The following is a 15,899-nucleotide window of genomic DNA, read 5'->3' on the forward strand; positions in this document are numbered from 1 at the left end:
CAGCAATCGAGCCCTGTCTGGCACACCGCATTCGCTGGTTTGAGGGCCGCTGCGCGCCCCAGCGCGGGCAAGCCCGCTCGCCACAAAGTGGGTACAGCCGTTGCCGCTTGCGGGGCGCTCATGGCTGCTGCCGCTCGTTCAGCGACACCGGCACCGCACGGATCGGCCTGGGGGCCTGCGGCACCGGCACAGGTCGTGAGCCGGGGATCGCTTCGCTGGCGGCCGGCAACTGCGGGGCCTGCATGTCCGGCATCGCCCAACTGCGCTCCGGCGTCAGGTTGCCCTGGGCCCGGCGGATGAAGTCGTAGCGGTTCAGGGTAATCGCCCGCCCGGCCGCACCGTCGCGGATGATGTAGGGCCGCAGGAACACCATCAGGTTGGTCTTGTTGCTGTCACGCCGCTCATGGCGGAACAGCGCGCCGATCCCGGGAATGCTCGACAGGAACGGCACGCCGTCGTTGCTCTGGGTGTAGCCGTCCTGCAGCAGGCCGCCCATGACCATGATCTGGCCGTCGTCGAGCAGGATGCTGGTGTCGATCGCCCGCTTCTTGGTCACCGTGCCCGCCGCCGTCGCCGTGGCCCGGTCGTCGACGCTGCTGACCTCCTGGTAGACGTCCAGCTTCACCGTGCCGCCCTCGGAAATCTGCGGCCGCACGTTCAGCTTGAGCCCCACCTCCTCGCGCTGGATGGTCTGGAACGGGTTGTTGCTCGAACTGCTGCCGTTGGTCACGTAGCTGCCGCTGACGAAGGGAATGGTCTGGCCGACGAAGATGCTCGCCACTTCGTTGTCCAGGGTCAGCAGGTTCGGTGTCGACAGCACGTTGGAACCGCCCTTGCTCTTCAGGGCCCGGGCCAGCATCTTGAGGTCCATCACCCGGCCGATCCCGGGAATGTCCACCGCACCGCGCACCACCCCGATGTTCAGGCCCTGGGGCAAGGCATCGATACTGGTCTTGGCCGTGGTGACGATGCCGGTATTGCCCAGGTTGGCCCCGGCGAACACCCCATTGCCGGCGAGGTTGCCGGTCTGCCATTGCACACCGAACTCGTTGGCCTCGTCCTCGCTGACCTCGACGATCAGGCTCTCGATCACCACTTGGGCGCGGCGCTGGTCGAGCTGGTCGATGACCTCGCGCAGGTTGCGGTACAGCGGCTCCGGGGCGGAGATCAGCAGGGTGTTGGTGGTGGCGTCGGCCTGGATGGTCACGCCGCCGGCGGAAAACGCCAGGTTCTGCTCGTTGCCCTGCCCCGTGCCGGCGGCCTGGCCGGAGCCGTTGCGGGCCGACTGGCCGTAGAGCGAGCTGCTGCCACTGGTGCTGTTGCCGGTCTGGGTGGCATTGGCCTGACTGCCGCTCTGGCTGCTCTGGCTGCTCTGGTTGTGGCTGTTGCCGCCACCACTGAGCATGGCCCGGGTCTGGTCGCCCTCGCCACTGCTGTCGCTTTCGCCGGTGAGCAGGCCGCGCAGGGCCTGGGCCAGCTTGCCGGCCTGGGCATTGCGCAGGTAGACCACGTGCAGGTTGCTCGGGTTGCTCTGGGCGTTGTCGAGCTTGTAGATCAGCTCCCGCGCCAATTGCGTGCGCTCCGGGCTGCTGGCGCGGATGATCACCGAGTTCGAGCGCGGGTCGCCCAGCACGCTGATCTTCTGCGTCGGATCGTTGCCCTGGTTCTCCAGCAACTCCGAGACCATGCTGGCGATATCGCTGGCAATGCCGTTCTGGATGCCCACCACATCGGTGTCGATGGCGCTCGGGGTATCGATGCTGGCGATCAGCTCGGCGACCCGTTGCAGGTTCTGCGCGTAGTCGGTGATGACCACGGTGTTGTTGCCCGGGTAGGCGTTGATCGGGTTGTTCGGCGAGACGATCGGGCGCAGTACCGGGATCAGGTTGACCGCGTTCTCGTACTGCAAGCGGAAGGTACGCGTCACCATGCCGTTTTCCGCCGGCTTGTCGGCGCTGTAGACCGGACCGCCGAGCAGCTTGGCATCAGCTTCCGGCACCAGCTGGGCGACACCGCCGACGTCGACCACGCTGAAGCCCTGCATGCGCAGGGCCGACAGCAGCATGTCGTAGGCCCGGTGCGCCGGCACTTCACCTTCGGAGACCAGGGTCAGGTTGCCCTTGACCCGCGGGTCGACCAGGAACTGGCGGCCCGTGGACCGCGACAAGGCACGCACCACCGCCTGGATATCGGCGTCGACGAAGTTCAGTTGCACCGGCTGGTCGCCCAGCGGATTGCTCGCGGCAGCCGCCTTGCCTGCCGTGCCGGCAGCCCGGGACGCCTTGCCGATCGGATGCGGCACGCGCCGCTGCTGCTCGGCCTGGGCCTGGGCACGCTGCCGATCCGCCACGACGTCGCCGCTCTTGACCGTCGAGCCCAGTGGCCGCCCCAGTTCACTTTCGGCCAACAAGGGAGCCTGCGGCGCCGTGCCGCTACTGCATGCGGTCAATGCCAGCAGCAACCAGGGTGCCGCCGCCTGCCGGCAACGCAATCCATACAACGAGCCTGACCACTTCATGAAGCTTCCTTAGCGCCAAGCGCCTGATCCATGCGAACGGTTCCCGACAGTCTGCCCGCCGAGCCTTCGGGTTCGGTCGCGCCCGCCCGTTGCAGACGGGCCTCGACTACATCGAGGGTGAATGAACGGGGTTTGCCCAGCAGCCAGTCCACCAGCGCATCGGCCGGGGCGTCCTCGACGGTCAACAACCAGCCTTCCCCACTGCCCTGCAACTGGTAGTGCCCGGACAACCCGCTGGCTTCGAGACTGGCGCGCAGCCCTGCCTCGAGGTCGCCACCGGCCGGCCGGGCAATACCCTGCAGCAGGACTTCGAGTGTCTGGGCCTGGGCCCTGAGCCGGGGCGTCTCGAGCGCCCAGTAATCGAGCTTCTTCAGCGGTGGCTGGATCAGCACCGTCCAGACCAGCAGCCCCGAGACACCGAGAGCCATACCGACGACCATGCGCTTTTCCCGGGGGGCCAGGCCACGCCAGTACCCCTGCGCCCGGGCTGACAGCGCCTGCCAGCGGACCCGGTAATGCGCCAGCCCGGGGTTATTCATTTGCCGTCTCCGCCACCGGTTGTCCCTGTTCCGCTTGGGCCTTGAGCGTCCAGCCCTCGGCAGCCGCACTCGCCAGCACCCCGGCCTGGGCCAGTTCGGCCTGCCAGGCGGCAGCGGCGCCCGGCTTGCGGTTATCCGGCAGCAGCTTCAGGTGCAACTCGCCCTTTTCGAATTCCAGGCCCTGCACGCCGCCGACCACGAACGGCATCGACAAGCCGGCCTGGCACACCAGCCGGGAGAAATCGCTGTCGCCACCGGCCTGGCTCTGCGCCAGTTGCTGGCGAGCCTGCTGCAAGGGGTTGAGCACCACCGGCAGGGCCGGGAATGCCTGCTTGACCCGCTGGACCATCCACGCCTTGAGCTGTTCGCCCTGCTCGGCCTGTCGTGCCGCGTACAGATTCAGGCCCACGACCCAGACCGCCACGGCCAGCGCGCAGCAGGCCAGCGCCCGGCCCCACTTGCCGGAGGATGCGCCCGGCTGACGCAGGGCGCCGTGCAGGCCCCAAGCCGGCACCTTACCGGTCCAGCGACGATCAGCCGACACGGCCTGGAACAGTGGATGCCCCGAGGGCGGCTCGCCGAGCCAATGCAACACTTCGCCACGCGCCTGCAATTGCGCCAGGGCCTGTTCGACATCCGGGTGCACTTCGGCCAGGTCCGTCCCGAGGCGAATCAGCAGGTGCTCGTCACGCACCTCCAGTACCGGTTCGACGCCAATCACCGGTAGGCAATAGGCCGCCGGGTAAAGGCCGCGCAGGGACAAACCGGTCTGGCGCAGCAAGGCGCCCAGTCGCTCCAGGGCCTCGCGCGGCAACCAGGCGACGGGCACGCGACCGTCGGCATCCCTTGGACCATGGGCGATGTGCATCGAGTCGCTGGTACCGAGGATCAGCGCCTGGGCTGCACAGTCGACCGCCGCACGGATCTTCGCCGACGGCAATGCCGGCAATTCCAGGCTGGCCAACAGGCTGTCCTGCGGATGCAGGTAGCACTCCACGGTGCCACCCTTGTTGGCCTGCCCCAACCGGGCCAGGCTGGCACGGCCGGTTTCGCCAAGCTGGCCCTGACGGTCGAGTCGGGCGAACGCCAGCGGACTGTCGAGGTCCAGCGTCGCAAGCGGCGCCAAGGCAATACGCAAGAGACTCATACGCCCACCCGTGACCAGATCACCTGGGGCATGTCCAGCTCACTGCGATGCAGCAAGGCGGTCAGGTTGACCCGGCGACGATCGTTGCGCGCCTGACCGAGCAACAGGAACCACTCGCTGGTGATACCGACCTTGATGTCGGCGACCACCAGTTGCGGCATGCGCAGGCGGTTCACGAAGTCGCCCCGGTTGATGAACCACTGCCCGGAGTCACGCTCGCTGATCAGGCCCCGGGCGCGCTGCGGCGACAGCCCGGGAACCTGTGAGGCCAGCACTTCGGCGGTGGCGGTGTTGCCGTTGATCCAGGTATTGGCCGGCAGGATGGTCACATGGGGGGCCAGGCGGGCCAGGGTTTCGTCGTCCACGCCGTCGACGCTTCTCAAGTCATCCAGGCTGCGCAGCATCGGCCGGGTAGCGGGCAGCGGCTTGTCGGCAGCCCCCGGCGAGGTCAGGCGACCGCTGTCGAAGGTGCCCTGCACGGCGCTGCTGGCCTGGCGCTCGGGGTTCTGCAGGTGTGGGTAGGAGCTGATGACCCGCTGGGCGATGCGTTGGGCGACCACCGACTTGACACCGATCATCTCGCACAGACGGGCAAAACCCTCCATCTGCTCGGCATCGATGCGCTCATCATTCACCAGGTTGCGCAGGTTGAACTTGCCCTGTTCGTCTTCCAGGCGCCCGTCGAACCGGCCGCCGCGCGCGCTCTGGATCGGTTGCGCCCAGGCCTGGGCCTGATGGGTCAACGGATCGCGCTGGCGCGCCTCCCAGAGCACCTGGCGACTGAGTTCAAGACCACCGCGCAACTGCCAGGAACCCTGGACACGCAGTTGCTCGGCTTCCAGGCTGCGGGTAAAGACGGTTTCGCGGGTCAGCATGCCGGCGGCGATCACCGCCACCACCGCGGCGATCAGCAGCGCGCTGATGATCGCCATGCCCTCCTGCTTCGCCGCTCTCGGCGAACGCGCCTTCATGGCCGCGACTACAACTGCCAGGAGCCGATATCGGCATTGACCCCGTCGCCTTCCGGCTTGCCGTCGGCGCCCAGGGAGAACACGTCGACTTCACCGTTGGCACCCGGGTTCAGGTACTGATAGGGACGCCCCCAAGGGTCGTTGGGCAGGCGCTCCAGGTAGGAGCGCCAGTTGCTGTCCTTGGCATTGGCCGGGCGCTCGACAAGGATCTTCAGGCCCTGGTTCTGGCTCGGGTAGCTACCGTGGTCGAGCCGGTACAGCTTGAGCGCCTGCATCAACCCGCCGATGTCCTGCCTGGCCGCGGTGACCCGCGCCTGGTCGGGTCGGTCGAGGACCTTGGGCACCACCATGGCGGCGAGAATCCCGAGGATGACCACCACCACCATGATCTCGATCAGCGTGAATCCCTGCTGAGCCCGGTGACCTCTGGAACGGGAATTGATGCGCGCGATATCCATCTCGACAGTCCTTGGCTTGATTCGATTCGCGGCGGATTGTTGCAAGAAGATATGTCACCGATATTGAAAATCCTCGGGTGAATCCGATAGCGGTCACGCTGATGAATGAGCAGGCATCGTGGCGAGCGGGCTGGCTGGCGCTCGGCTGCAAAGCAGCCGCAAACCCTGCGATCGCATGAGCCCTGATGCAACGCACTGGCAGGTTTCAGGGGCACTGCGCGCCCCGGCGCGGGCGAGCCCGCTCGCCACAACACCCTTGCCAATATCCGTAGGAGCGTGGCTTGTCCGCGAATGGGCTCGCAAGCCCCCTGGAACACCCCGCCAGGCGAAAAGCTCGGGAGCTTTGGTCAGCAAGCGGTCAAACAAGCACGCTAGTGTCCTGACTCGATTCCCGCCTTCGAGACCGCCATGCAGCGCCCTTCCCGCCAACAAGGTTTCACCCTGATCGAAGTGTTGGTGGCGCTGACGATCATTGCCGTGGCGATGTCCGCCGCGGTGCGGGTGGCCGGTTTGATGACCCAGAGCAATGGCATGCTGCGCGACCGCTCCGTGGCCCTGCTGGCCGCCCAGAGCCGGCTGGCCGAACTGCGCCTGGAGGGCCGGCTGGGCAATGGCCGCCAATCTTTCGAGTGCGATCAGGGCCGCCTGGCCCTGCGCTGCGACCAGACCATTGGCCCAGGTGGCAGCCCACGGCTGTTGCGAGTCGAGATCCTGGTATCGGACCGGCGCCACGAAGGTCCGCCGCTGGCGCGCCTGGAAACCCTGATGAGCCGGCCGACCCTCAAGGCCGGGTCAAATTCGGCAGGAACGGCACTTCGCTGAGCCGGGTCACCGCCAGGTGCAGCTTCTGCGAACCCTGCTCGATCAGGATGCCGTCACGCTCGATCGACAGCAGCTTCACCCCCTGCCCCAACCGCTCGCCAGCCAGAAAGCTGCGTGGCGGGCCATCGTTGAGACTGAGGATCGCCACCGCGCCACGTGAGCTGGCCATCACCCCGGAGACCTTGATGTCGAGCCGCGCCGGCTGGTTGGAAAACCACTGCAGGGCCGGATTGTCGCTACGTGCCGCGGCCACCGGCGACTGGGCCTCGGGGACCTGGGACACCGCCGGGGTCAGCAACAGCGCCGACCAGACCAGCACACCGGCCAGGGCGGCGAGCAAGGCGGCCGACTGGACAATCTGCACAGGGGCGAAGCGCGGGGTCCATTGCATGCTTGAGGCTCCTTTTCCATCGAACGGCGCAACAGGGTTGGGGGACCTCAGTCCACAGGCCGTGCGCAAGGGCGAGCCCGGCCACGACTCCACCAGCCTACCTGGCAATTCTCACGTTTTTATTTCACACGCTCATCATCTTTGCCATGCAGCATGAAGCCACACGCAAGGAGTCTGTCGTATGGATGCCCTACGCCCCGCCCAGGCGGGTTTCACCCTGATCGAGCTGATGGTGGTGCTGGTGATCGTCGGCATTGCCAGCGCCGCCATCAGCCTGAGCATCAGGCCCGACCCGCTGCAACGGCTGCGCAAGGATGCCGAGCGCCTGGCCCAGGCGATCCAGGTGGCCCAGGCCGAGGCGCGGGCCGATGGCCGACCGATCCTCTGGCGGAGTGACAGCAAGGGCTACGAGTTCATCCGCGGCGATGGCCAGGGCGGCAAGGAGCAGTTCAACGGCGACGCACAATTGCGCCCGACCCGCTGGCAGAGCGCGCCGATGCAGGTGCAACTGGACCGGGGCAAGCCACTGGTGCTCGACGCCGAATGGATTGCGCCGCCGATGCGCCTGTCGCTCTCCGACGGCCAGCACAGCATCGGCGTGGTGCGCAGCGCCAATGGCGAGGTGCGCGTGCAATGAAGCGCCAGGCCGGTTTCACCCTGATCGAGGTGATGATCGCGCTGATGCTGATGGCAGTGGTCAGCCTCATTGCCTGGCGCGGTCTGGACAGTGTCAACCGTACCGACGAACACCTCAGGCGCAGCAGCGGGCAGACCCATCAGTTGCTGGCCGCATTGGGCCAACTGGAACGCGATGTGGCGCTGCGCGCCAGCATCGAACTGGTGGAGCCACCACGCCCCGACCAGGAACCGCGCCCCTCGGGCGCGCCGGTCGCGCTGAGCGTGCGCAGCGCCGAGGGCAAGGGCTTTCGGCTGGACCTGATTCGCACCTCGCCCGAGCAGGATGGCAGCCTGCAGCGGGTCCGCTGGTGGTTGAAAGACGGAACCCTCTACCGCTCCGTGGCGGCGGCGCGCACGACGTTTCCGCTTCCGGCGCCGAAGGACGGCGTGGCCGTTCTGGAGCAGGTGACTTCGATGGCTTTACGGGTGTGGCAGCCGGGCAAGGGTTGGCGGCAATTGAGCGGCAATCATCAGGACAACCCGACCGGGCTGGAGATCAGCCTGGTGCGTAACACGCCACAAGGTGTGGAGCGCTATAGGCAGGTGCTCGGACCGTTGGAGTGAATCGATACCCAGTCCCTGAGACCTGGAGCTGGAGCTGAACGCAGCACCTGTAGGAGCCGGCTTGCTGGCGATCGCGCAGGGGCAGTCAACGTCTGCGCCGGCTGATGCACCGCTATCGCCAGCGAGCCGGCTCCTACAATGGGTTGCGTGATTACCACATCAGAGCAGCGGACTCAGCTGAGCAGCACCACGCCACCGGGCAACTCGGTGCACTTGGCCCCATAGGCATCACGAATCAGCAACGCCACACCGGCCAACTGATCCAGGCTGAAGCGCGCCTGCACCTTGCGCTTGCCCAACTCGCTGTTGAGCAGTACCAGCATCCCCGGCCGGTAGCGGTTGATCTCACTGATCACCGTCGCCAGGGTCGCATCGTTGAACACCAGCATCTTGTTGCGCCAGGCGATTACCGCGCTCGGGTCGACGCTTTGCGGCTCACTGGCCTGGCGGGTGTCGTACACCAGTTGCCGGCCGCTTTCCAGGCGGAAACGGCGACCCAGCACGTCCACCGTGAGGCTGCCTTCGATACAGGTGACGCAGACGCTCTGATCGAGGTTGCGCAGGTTGAAACGCGCCTGCCCGGCGGTCAACAGACCACCACCGGCCTGCACCTTGACCGGGGCCCGGGCCCGGGCCAGCACCTCGACCTCACCGCTGACCAGCTCGATCCGCGCGTCACCGTCGCTCGACGGCAGCCGATTGATCCGGGTCTGCGTGTTCAGTTCCAGGCTGACGCCAGCGGCCAGGTCGATGCGGCGTTGCTCACCCACCTCGGTGCGGTAGTCCGCACCCAGGCCGGAGAAACCACCCGGCACGGTGGCCCGCACCAGGAAAAACGCCGCCGACGCGGCAATGGCCCCGCCCAGGAATGCGCGGCGCCCGACATGACGGGCACGCGGTGGATGCTGCAGTTGTTCGAGCGCCGGCTTGAGCGACTGCCACAGCAGCTTGGCCTGTTCAAAGGCCTGGGCATGCTCGGGGCTCTGTTCGCACCATTGGCGAAGGGCCCGCGCATCGGCGACGGTGGCCTGACCAGAGGTCAGGAGAATCAGCCAATCCCGGGCTTCGCTCTGCAAGCGGGCGCTCGGGCCGGCCCGTAATGGGGTAAGGGAAGTCGTGTTCAAGCGCACAGGTACTCACGAAGATTTCGCTGATGTATGACTAAGACGGTTTTCCCGCTCCGGGACCGAACCGCCGAATCACTTTTCTTTCCAGGCGGGCGGCACAATGCCCCAGGGCGGCCTTCAGCTCCTTCTCGACCATGCGCGTGGAAATACCGAAACGCTGGGAAATCTCCAGGTGTGGCGCCTCCTCCAGGCGGGCGGCGATAAAGATCCGCCGGCGCCGGGCCGGCAGTTCGTACAACGCGCTGAGCAACGACTGGATTTCCTTCTGGCCACCGACGACCCGTTCCGGGTCGAGTGCCTCGTCACTCAGTTGCAGCAGTTCCTCGACCTCTTCGCCGGTGAGCAGCCGCGCATCGGCCTGGCGCCGGTCGGCGGCGATGTTCAGGGCCATCCGATACAGATAGGCATTGGGCTGGGTCAGGTTCAGCGGCGGCTCCATGCGGTCGACCCGCAGGTAGGTTTCATGCAGAACGTCATTGGCCAACTCCTCCGACCCCAGGCGGCGGCGCAGGCGCAGCTTGAAATCGTCGTAGGAGGTCAGGAACAACCGGACCATCGGACTGTGCCCGATATTCTTCATACCCCAGCGGCTCCCTTTCGTTCTGTGCAATCCATGCTCGTTCCTGCTGAATCCGGCATTAATAGAAGGGTCACCGGCTGGCGCAGCGACGACGGGGCCGAGCGATCGACCCGCACCGTACGCAAACGCTCGACCAGCGCCCCATCACGCTGAACATCCCCGGTCGAACTGACCAGTCGACTGTGCTGCAGGGCACCGTCATGACCGATCCAGACCTGCACTACCGCCCGGTAGGTGCCGGGGCGGGTCAAGGGCACGGCGCACAAGGCCTGTTCGATGGCCTGCTGGATCGCTCGCGCATAACTACCGGCCAGCGCCCCGCCTTTGGCGGCCGCACCCTTGGTTGACGACTCACTGACCTGGGCCACCTGCAAGGTAAAGGCATCGGCCCGGACATAACGCGCCATCAGCCCGCTGCCCGTGAGCAACAGGGCCAAGGCTTCAGCGGCCCGGTAGCGACCGTGCACCGCCAGGGAACGGCGGGCACGGGTCAGGTCGCGGTCGACCAGCACCGCCATCCCGGTCTGGCGACTGAAGGCATCCAGTGCGCCGGCCAGGTCCTGGGCGGCGATATCGAGGTCAACACGGGCCTGGGGGTCGACCTTCAGTGGTTCGGCTGCCAGGCAGACCGGCCACTGGCCAACCAGCAGCACAGACAGGGCGATCCCCCTCAGAACCAGGCGAAAAAACGACAGACTCACGGTCACGGATCGAAGTCCCTGCACGGCTGACGTATCCCTGAAAACCGTCATCCTGAGGGCTGTTCATGAATCTGATATGACGGACGCCGCAAAAAAACCATCACCCAGGCAGGACGGGCCTTGCACTAGACTCCAGGGCACCAGAACCTCAGTCGCGAGGTCAGCCCGGAGGCCCTCATGAAAGCCCTTTCACGTCTATCCAGTGTTCTTCTGCTCGCCGCCCTGTCCGGTCTGGCTCACGCCGCACAGGGCGAGCCGAGCGGTTGCGTCGAAGTCAGTGTCGATGGCTACAAGGCGCCGGACTACCACTGCCTGAGCCAGCAGATGAGCCGTCCGGAAAACACCGAAGCCAAGCGCCGGAACCGGGAAGCGATGAATCCGGACATCACCAGGAAGCCAGCGAACCAGTCGGGCTTGGCCACGCCGGCCGCCACCCGCATCCGCATGGGCAATACCTTCGGCACCTCGGTCAAGCCGCAGCGTCCGGTTTCGGGTCAGTAGCCAGCCCCGTCAGGCCGGCTGCCGGACCACCCGTGCCTTACCCGCTTAGGCCGGCGCCACGGCGATTGGCCCGTGGTTTTTGCCGGAAATTGGCTATAGGTCCCTTCGCCTGCCGCCCCTACTCTTGTTCACGCCGCCCCGTTGTCAGGGGCTCGTCACACAGGAGAACCGACAATGTCAGTCCAGGCGACCAATATCATTCGCTTCAAGGCCGTCCCGGGGCGCAGCGACGAACTCGGACAGCGCCTGGGCACACTGGTCGAGAACCTGCGCCGGGCCCCCGGTTGCGTGGACTACGTGGTGACCTGTGCCGACACACCTGGGGAGTGGACCGTCACCGGCCGCTGGCAATCCCCTGCTGCGCTGCAGGCGCACTTCCAACTGCCGGCCCTGCAGGGTTTCATCGACCTGCTCGGCGCAAGGCTGGCCTGCCACATCGACCTGCGGCACTAAGCGCCCTGCCAGTTCCCTTTTTCACTGAAGTTTGCGAGAACGACCATGAAAACCCTTGAAGTCCTCCGTAGCACCCTGGCCACTGCCGCACTGCTGAGCAGCTTCGGCGCCCTGGCGCATGAAGCACCGACCAACGGTCACCAAAACTGTCATTTCTGACAGTAGTCAACCCAGGCAAAGAATCGGAAGCTGACCACTCAGGCAGTCCCCTCAACACCTCAGCTTGCGAGAAACCGACATGCCCACCACTCAAAAGACCTCTCACGACCACACTTCGCCAAAACCCCACAAAGCCACGGGATTCATGCATGTCGAGGTCATCGCGCTCAGCGGAAACAGGATACTGCTCAACATCCACCAGATTCACCGGGACATGGGAGGAACCCGTATCACGGGCAACGCCACGGAAAATGGAATCCGCTACGCCGTAAGCTTCACACTGAGCGAGGAGTTCCTGCCACCCGGGCAATACGACTTTCCCGGAGACCGGATCAGGGACATCCACTATATGGTCATCATCCCGGGCCAACCCGAGCTGATTTATCCGGCAAGACGCGCCCATCTGGTCATCCATGAAAACACCTCCGCCCCTTTCATCTCCGGTGACCTGATATTCGAAACACAAGCCGTGGGCGGTGAGGAATACCGGGTAGAAGTCAGGCCTTTCGAAGTCCGAGGGAAAGATTGACACGCTGCCCTCCTGGCCCGCCCCTGCCGTACGGTCGAAAAGCACCGTCATCGAGGCCCGCAGTCCGCGATGACGGCCATTGCTCCGACAGCCTTACGGCATCCCCAGCCAGTGCGGCAACGCCAGCGAAATGAACGGTACGTAGGTCACCAGGATCAGGAACGCCAGCAGAATCATCAGCCACGGCAACGCCGCGCGGATGCTCTGCCCCAGGCTCAACCCGGTCACGGCCGAAGTGACGAACAGGTTCAGCCCCACCGGCGGATGCACCAGGCCGATTTCCATGTTCACCACCATGACGATGCTGAACGCCAGACCTTGAGTGGAGTCATCCATGCATTTCGACCTGGCGGATCTGCGTCTTTTGATAGCCGTTCGGCACAGCCGGACGATGCAACTGGTGAGCGTGGCGCTGGACGAGCCCTGGGCAATTCGCGAACGCAGCATTCTGGTGCGTGAACTCCAGGCCCTGCCCGGCGTCGTCCGTGCCCTGATCGCCACGCTGATGCCGGCAACCCGGGCATGAGCCGGCCAGCGTTGCGGGTTGCACAACATCGGCCGGCGCGGCATCCTTGAGCTATTCCCGCAACAGAACTTTTTACGCCCCAGGCACTCAATCAGTGCATTGATCCATGCCCTTCCCGACAGAGACGCTCATGACTTCGAAGCTGGAACAACTCAAGCAGTTCACCACCGTGGTCGCGGACACCGGCGACCTCGACGCGATCACCCGCCTCAAGCCGGTCGACGCCACCACCAACCCGTCGCTGCTGCTCAAGGCCGCTGCCTTGCCAGGCTACGCCGATCTGCTCAAGAGCGCTGTCGCTCATGCCAAGGGCGATGTCGGCCTGGCCTGCGACCAGTTTGCGGTATCGGTCGGTGCCGGCATCCTCAAGGCGATTCCGGGACGTATCTCCACCGAGGTCGATGCGCGCCTGTCGTTCGACGAAGCCGCGTTGCTGGCCAAGGCCAACCAGTTGATCGAGCTGTACGACAAGGCCGGTGTCGGTCGTGACCGCGTGCTGATCAAGCTGGCCTCGACCTGGGAAGGTATCCGCGCCGCCGAGAAGCTGGAAAAGGCCGGCATCCAGACCAACCTGACCCTGCTGTTCTCCTTCGCCCAGGCCGTGGCCTGTGCCGATGCCGGCGTGTTCCTGATCTCGCCGTTCGTGGGCCGCATCTACGACTGGTACAAGAAGTCCACCGGCAACGAATACACCGGTGCCGATGATCCGGGCGTGCAGTCGGTCACCCGCATCTACAACTACTACAAGTCCAATGACTACAAGACCGTGGTCATGGGCGCCAGCTTCCGCAACCTCAACCAGATCGAACACCTGGCCGGCTGCGATCGCCTGACCATCAGCCCGGATCTGCTGGAGAAACTCTCCCAGGACCAGGGCGAGCTGGTACGCAAGCTGACCCCGGACGCCAAGGGCGAAGCCCGCCAGAGCCTGAACGAGGCGCAATTCCGCTGGGCGTCCAACGAGGATGCGATGGCGACCGAGAAGCTGGCCGAAGGCATCCGTCAGTTCGCCCGCGACCAGGAAAAACTGGAAGCCTTGCTGAGCAAGTGACCCTGCCGAGGGGGCAGAGTTGCCCCCTCTCCTGCAAAAGCCCCGCCCATCAGCCGGTGGCCTGCTGCTCCTCCGCCTGGCGGATACTGGCCATGAACCGATCGGCCGGCATCGGCCGCCCCAGCAGATAGCCCTGCAGCGAGTCGCACCCCAGGCGGGTAAGGAACTCGCGCTGCTCGTCGGTCTCCACGCCCTCGGCCACGATCCGCAATCCCAGAGCCTGGCCCAGCGCGACGATCGCCGAGACGATCGCCGCATCGTCGGAGTCGTGCTCCAGGTCGCGGACAAAGCCGCGGTCGATCTTCAGTTCCGTGGCTGGCAGCCGCTTGAGGTACATCAGGCTGGAATAGCCGGTCCCGAAGTCATCGATGGACAGGTCCACGCCCATTTCCGAGAGCTGGCGCAACACCGTCATGCTGGCGTCGGCATCGCTCATGGTGGTGGTTTCGGTGATTTCCAGGGTCAGGCTGTTGGCCGGCAAGCCATGTCGGCTCAGGGCGCTGGCGACACTGGCGACCAGGCCGGAATGACAGAACTGCTGGGCCGACAGGTTCACCGCGATACGCCAGTCCTTGTAGCCCTTTTCGTACCACAGGCGCATCTGTCGACAGGCCTCGTTCAACACCCACTCACCGATCGGGATGATCAACCCACTCTTCTCCGCCAGGGGGATGAAGGTATCCGGCATCATCAGCCCCTGCTCCGGGTGGTGCCAGCGCAACAAGGCTTCGGCACCGATGGGCAGACCGCTCAAGGCATCGAACTTGGGCTGATAGTGCAGACGAAACTCCTCGCCGTTCTCCAGCGCCTGACGCAGATCCTGCTGCAGTTTCAGCTTCTTGCGCGCATTGCCGTTCATCGAGGCATCGAAGAAGCTGTAGCCGTTCTTGCCCGCGCTCTTGGCGTGGTACATCGCCGCATCGGCGTTCATCAGCAGTTCCTCGGCGGTTTGCCCACTGCCCGGATACAGCACGATACCGACACTGGCGGAGATCTGCAGATCCTGCTCAACCACCTGGAACACCTGGGCCACCAGGCTGACCTGGCGCGAGGCGATTTCCAGCGCATCATCCGGCTCCGCCAACTGCGCCAGCAAGACGAACTCGTCGCCGCCGATCCGCGCCAGGGTGTCGCGGGTGTGCAATTCATCACGCAGCCGATGGGCGACAGCACGCAACAACTGGTCGCCGACGTGATGGCCGAACGCATCATTGACCGGCTTGAAACCATCCAGATCGATGAACATCAGCGCGAAACAGCCCCCCTCCGCACTGACCTTGTGCATGGCCTGGCCGATACGGTCGGCCAGCAGTATCCGATTCGGCAGACCGGTGAGGTTGTCGTGCAGGGCCAGTTGGGTCAGTTCCTGGTTGGCCAGGGTCAGCGAGTCGGCCAGGTCGGCGGTGCGTTCCTCCAGGCGGGCATCGAGCACCGAAGTCAGCAAGGCGATCGACAGCACCGCCAGGCTGGTGACCAGCACCAGGTTGTCCAGGCCCTTGACCGCCAGGCCACTGACCGCCGCGCCACAGAAGCTGCCGTCGGGGAAGTTCGCCGCGGCCATGCCGGTATAGTGCATGCCGACGATTGCCACCCCCATGATCACCGCGGCACCGGCACGGGCCAGGCGTATGTAGGGTGTGTTGTGGCGCAGGTGGAAGGTAATCCACAACGCCGCCGCCGAAGCAGTCACCGCGATCAACAGCGAGGCACCGAACAGAGTGGGGTCGTAGTCGATACCGGGCTGCATGCGCAAGGCCGCCATGCCGGTGTAGTGCATGGCACTGATGCCGGCGCCCATGATCAATGCGCCGAAGCCCAGTTGCAGCAACGGCAAGCGTGGCTGGCTGACCAGCCACAGGGCGAAGCCACTGGACAGGATGGCGATCAACAACGACAACGCGGTGATCGAGCCGTCGTAGCCCAGCTCGATCGGCAGTCGGAACGCCAGCATCCCGACGAAGTGCATCGACCAGATGCCCACGCCCATGGCCAGGGCACCTCCAAGCATCCACCCGTAGACCGCACGCCCGCTGGCGGTGGCGATTCGGCCAGCCAGATCCAGGGCGGTATAGGAAGCCAGGATCGCCACACACAGTGACATGATGACCAGCGATGAGGAGTAACTACCCGTGAGCATTGGAAATTCTCTCAAACTCCAGGCCGGATCGGTGCCCGGCTCGCCAA

Annotated in this window: 18 protein-coding genes and 1 pseudogene; 8 read left to right on the forward strand and 11 right to left on the reverse strand. The window is 65.3% G+C overall.

The window, feature by feature from the left end; genetic code table 11:
* Positions 1-118: 118 nt before the first annotated feature.
* The 5 genes from gspD to gspG are packed head-to-tail and all read right to left on the reverse strand — an operon-like array spanning position 119 to position 5,633.
* Positions 119-2,518: a type II secretion system secretin GspD gene (gspD, locus tag K675_RS0126370; protein ID WP_017906463.1), complete on the reverse strand. Its 2,400-nt coding sequence runs from the start codon at positions 2,516-2,518 to the stop codon at positions 119-121.
* Positions 2,515-3,057 carry a type II secretion system protein GspM gene (gspM, locus tag K675_RS0126375; RefSeq protein WP_020481080.1) on the reverse strand — a complete coding sequence of 181 codons (543 nt, stop codon included), beginning with the start codon at positions 3,055-3,057 and terminating at the stop codon, positions 2,515-2,517. The genes gspD and gspM overlap by 4 nt, the downstream gene beginning before the upstream one ends.
* Positions 3,050-4,204, reverse strand: a complete 1,155-nt coding sequence (gspL, locus tag K675_RS0126380; protein ID WP_017906465.1) for a type II secretion system protein GspL — start codon at positions 4,202-4,204, stop codon at positions 3,050-3,052. Before gspL ends, gspM begins: the two co-directional genes overlap by 8 nt.
* Positions 4,201-5,175: a type II secretion system minor pseudopilin GspK gene (gene gspK, locus K675_RS0126385; protein WP_026145555.1), complete on the reverse strand. Its 975-nt coding sequence runs from the start codon at positions 5,173-5,175 to the stop codon at positions 4,201-4,203. The genes gspL and gspK overlap by 4 nt, the downstream gene beginning before the upstream one ends.
* 8 nt (positions 5,176-5,183) lie before the next feature.
* Entirely contained in the window at positions 5,184-5,633 is a 450-nt protein-coding gene (gene gspG, locus K675_RS0126390) for a type II secretion system major pseudopilin GspG (protein ID WP_017906467.1), read from the reverse strand.
* A 408-nt stretch (positions 5,634-6,041) separates the two neighbouring features.
* Here gspG and gspI point away from each other — a divergent pair, with 408 nt between their 5' ends.
* The gene (gene gspI, locus K675_RS31435) at positions 6,042-6,455 is read left to right on the forward strand and encodes a type II secretion system minor pseudopilin GspI (RefSeq protein ID WP_017906468.1); all 414 of its coding nucleotides are present in this window, start codon (positions 6,042-6,044) and stop codon (positions 6,453-6,455) included.
* On the opposite strand, the gene K675_RS0126400 is transcribed toward gspI, so the two are convergent.
* Positions 6,415-6,846 (reverse strand): type II secretion system protein N, encoded by a 432-nt coding sequence (locus tag K675_RS0126400; protein WP_017906469.1) that lies wholly within the window; start codon positions 6,844-6,846, stop codon positions 6,415-6,417. The two genes, gspI and K675_RS0126400, sit on opposite strands and share 41 nt — an antisense overlap.
* A 181-nt stretch (positions 6,847-7,027) precedes the next feature.
* Between K675_RS0126400 and gspH the strand changes: the two genes are divergently transcribed.
* Together gspH and K675_RS0126410 are read left to right on the forward strand one after the other, a co-directional pair.
* The gene (gspH, locus tag K675_RS0126405; RefSeq protein WP_017906470.1) at positions 7,028-7,483 is read left to right on the forward strand and encodes a type II secretion system minor pseudopilin GspH; all 456 of its coding nucleotides are present in this window, start codon (positions 7,028-7,030) and stop codon (positions 7,481-7,483) included.
* Complete coding sequence (locus K675_RS0126410; RefSeq protein ID WP_017906471.1) at positions 7,480-8,088, forward strand: prepilin-type N-terminal cleavage/methylation domain-containing protein; 609 nt, start codon at positions 7,480-7,482, stop codon at positions 8,086-8,088. Before gspH ends, K675_RS0126410 begins: the two co-directional genes overlap by 4 nt.
* Before the next feature lie 173 nt (positions 8,089-8,261).
* On the opposite strand, the gene K675_RS0126415 is transcribed toward K675_RS0126410, so the two are convergent.
* From K675_RS0126415 to K675_RS0126425, 3 genes are read right to left on the reverse strand one after another with little or no spacing between them, the layout of a single operon-like run.
* Positions 8,262-9,212, reverse strand: coding sequence for a FecR family protein (locus tag K675_RS0126415; protein WP_026145556.1), 951 nt, complete (start codon positions 9,210-9,212; stop codon positions 8,262-8,264).
* A 37-nt stretch (positions 9,213-9,249) separates the two neighbouring features.
* Entirely contained in the window at positions 9,250-9,795 is a 546-nt protein-coding gene (locus K675_RS0126420; protein ID WP_017906473.1) for a sigma-70 family RNA polymerase sigma factor, read from the reverse strand.
* Positions 9,792-10,502 (reverse strand): TonB C-terminal domain-containing protein, encoded by a 711-nt coding sequence (locus K675_RS0126425; protein ID WP_017906474.1) that lies wholly within the window; start codon positions 10,500-10,502, stop codon positions 9,792-9,794. Before K675_RS0126425 ends, K675_RS0126420 begins: the two co-directional genes overlap by 4 nt.
* A gap of 171 nt (positions 10,503-10,673) precedes the next feature.
* On the opposite strand from K675_RS0126425, the gene K675_RS0126430 reads away from it, so the two are divergent.
* From K675_RS0126430 to K675_RS0126445, 3 genes are all read left to right on the forward strand, one after another.
* Entirely contained in the window at positions 10,674-10,997 is a 324-nt protein-coding gene (locus tag K675_RS0126430; RefSeq protein WP_017906475.1) for a hypothetical protein, read from the forward strand.
* Between the two features lie 174 nt (positions 10,998-11,171).
* Entirely contained in the window at positions 11,172-11,450 is a 279-nt protein-coding gene (locus tag K675_RS0126435; RefSeq protein ID WP_017906476.1) for a putative quinol monooxygenase, read from the forward strand.
* Positions 11,451-11,688: 238 nt separating this feature from the next.
* Positions 11,689-12,138: a hypothetical protein gene (locus tag K675_RS0126445; protein WP_017906478.1), complete on the forward strand. Its 450-nt coding sequence runs from the start codon at positions 11,689-11,691 to the stop codon at positions 12,136-12,138.
* Positions 12,139-12,231: 93 nt separating this feature from the next.
* On the opposite strand, the gene K675_RS33935 is transcribed toward K675_RS0126445, so the two are convergent.
* The gene (locus K675_RS33935; RefSeq protein ID WP_269745394.1) at positions 12,232-12,582 is read right to left on the reverse strand and encodes a TRAP transporter large permease subunit; all 351 of its coding nucleotides are present in this window, start codon (positions 12,580-12,582) and stop codon (positions 12,232-12,234) included.
* Here K675_RS33935 and K675_RS0126455 point away from each other — a divergent pair.
* Together K675_RS0126455 and tal are read left to right on the forward strand one after the other, a co-directional pair.
* A pseudogene (locus K675_RS0126455) lies at positions 12,509-12,664 on the forward strand (LysR family transcriptional regulator); the annotation flags it as partial. The gene K675_RS33935 and the pseudogene K675_RS0126455 overlap by 74 nt on opposite strands.
* A 130-nt stretch (positions 12,665-12,794) precedes the next feature.
* A complete protein-coding gene (gene tal, locus K675_RS0126460; protein ID WP_017906481.1) occupies positions 12,795-13,715 on the forward strand; it encodes a transaldolase in 921 nt (306 codons plus the stop codon).
* Positions 13,716-13,764: 49 nt separating this feature from the next.
* On the opposite strand, the gene K675_RS0126465 is transcribed toward tal, so the two are convergent.
* Positions 13,765-15,852, reverse strand: a complete 2,088-nt coding sequence (locus K675_RS0126465; RefSeq protein WP_017906482.1) for a putative bifunctional diguanylate cyclase/phosphodiesterase — start codon at positions 15,850-15,852, stop codon at positions 13,765-13,767.
* Positions 15,853-15,899 lie beyond the last annotated feature (47 nt).

The organism is Pseudomonas fuscovaginae SE-1, assembly GCF_000364705.1.
In the GTDB taxonomy this organism is placed as follows: Bacteria; Pseudomonadota; Gammaproteobacteria; order Pseudomonadales; family Pseudomonadaceae; genus Aquipseudomonas; species Aquipseudomonas fuscovaginae_A.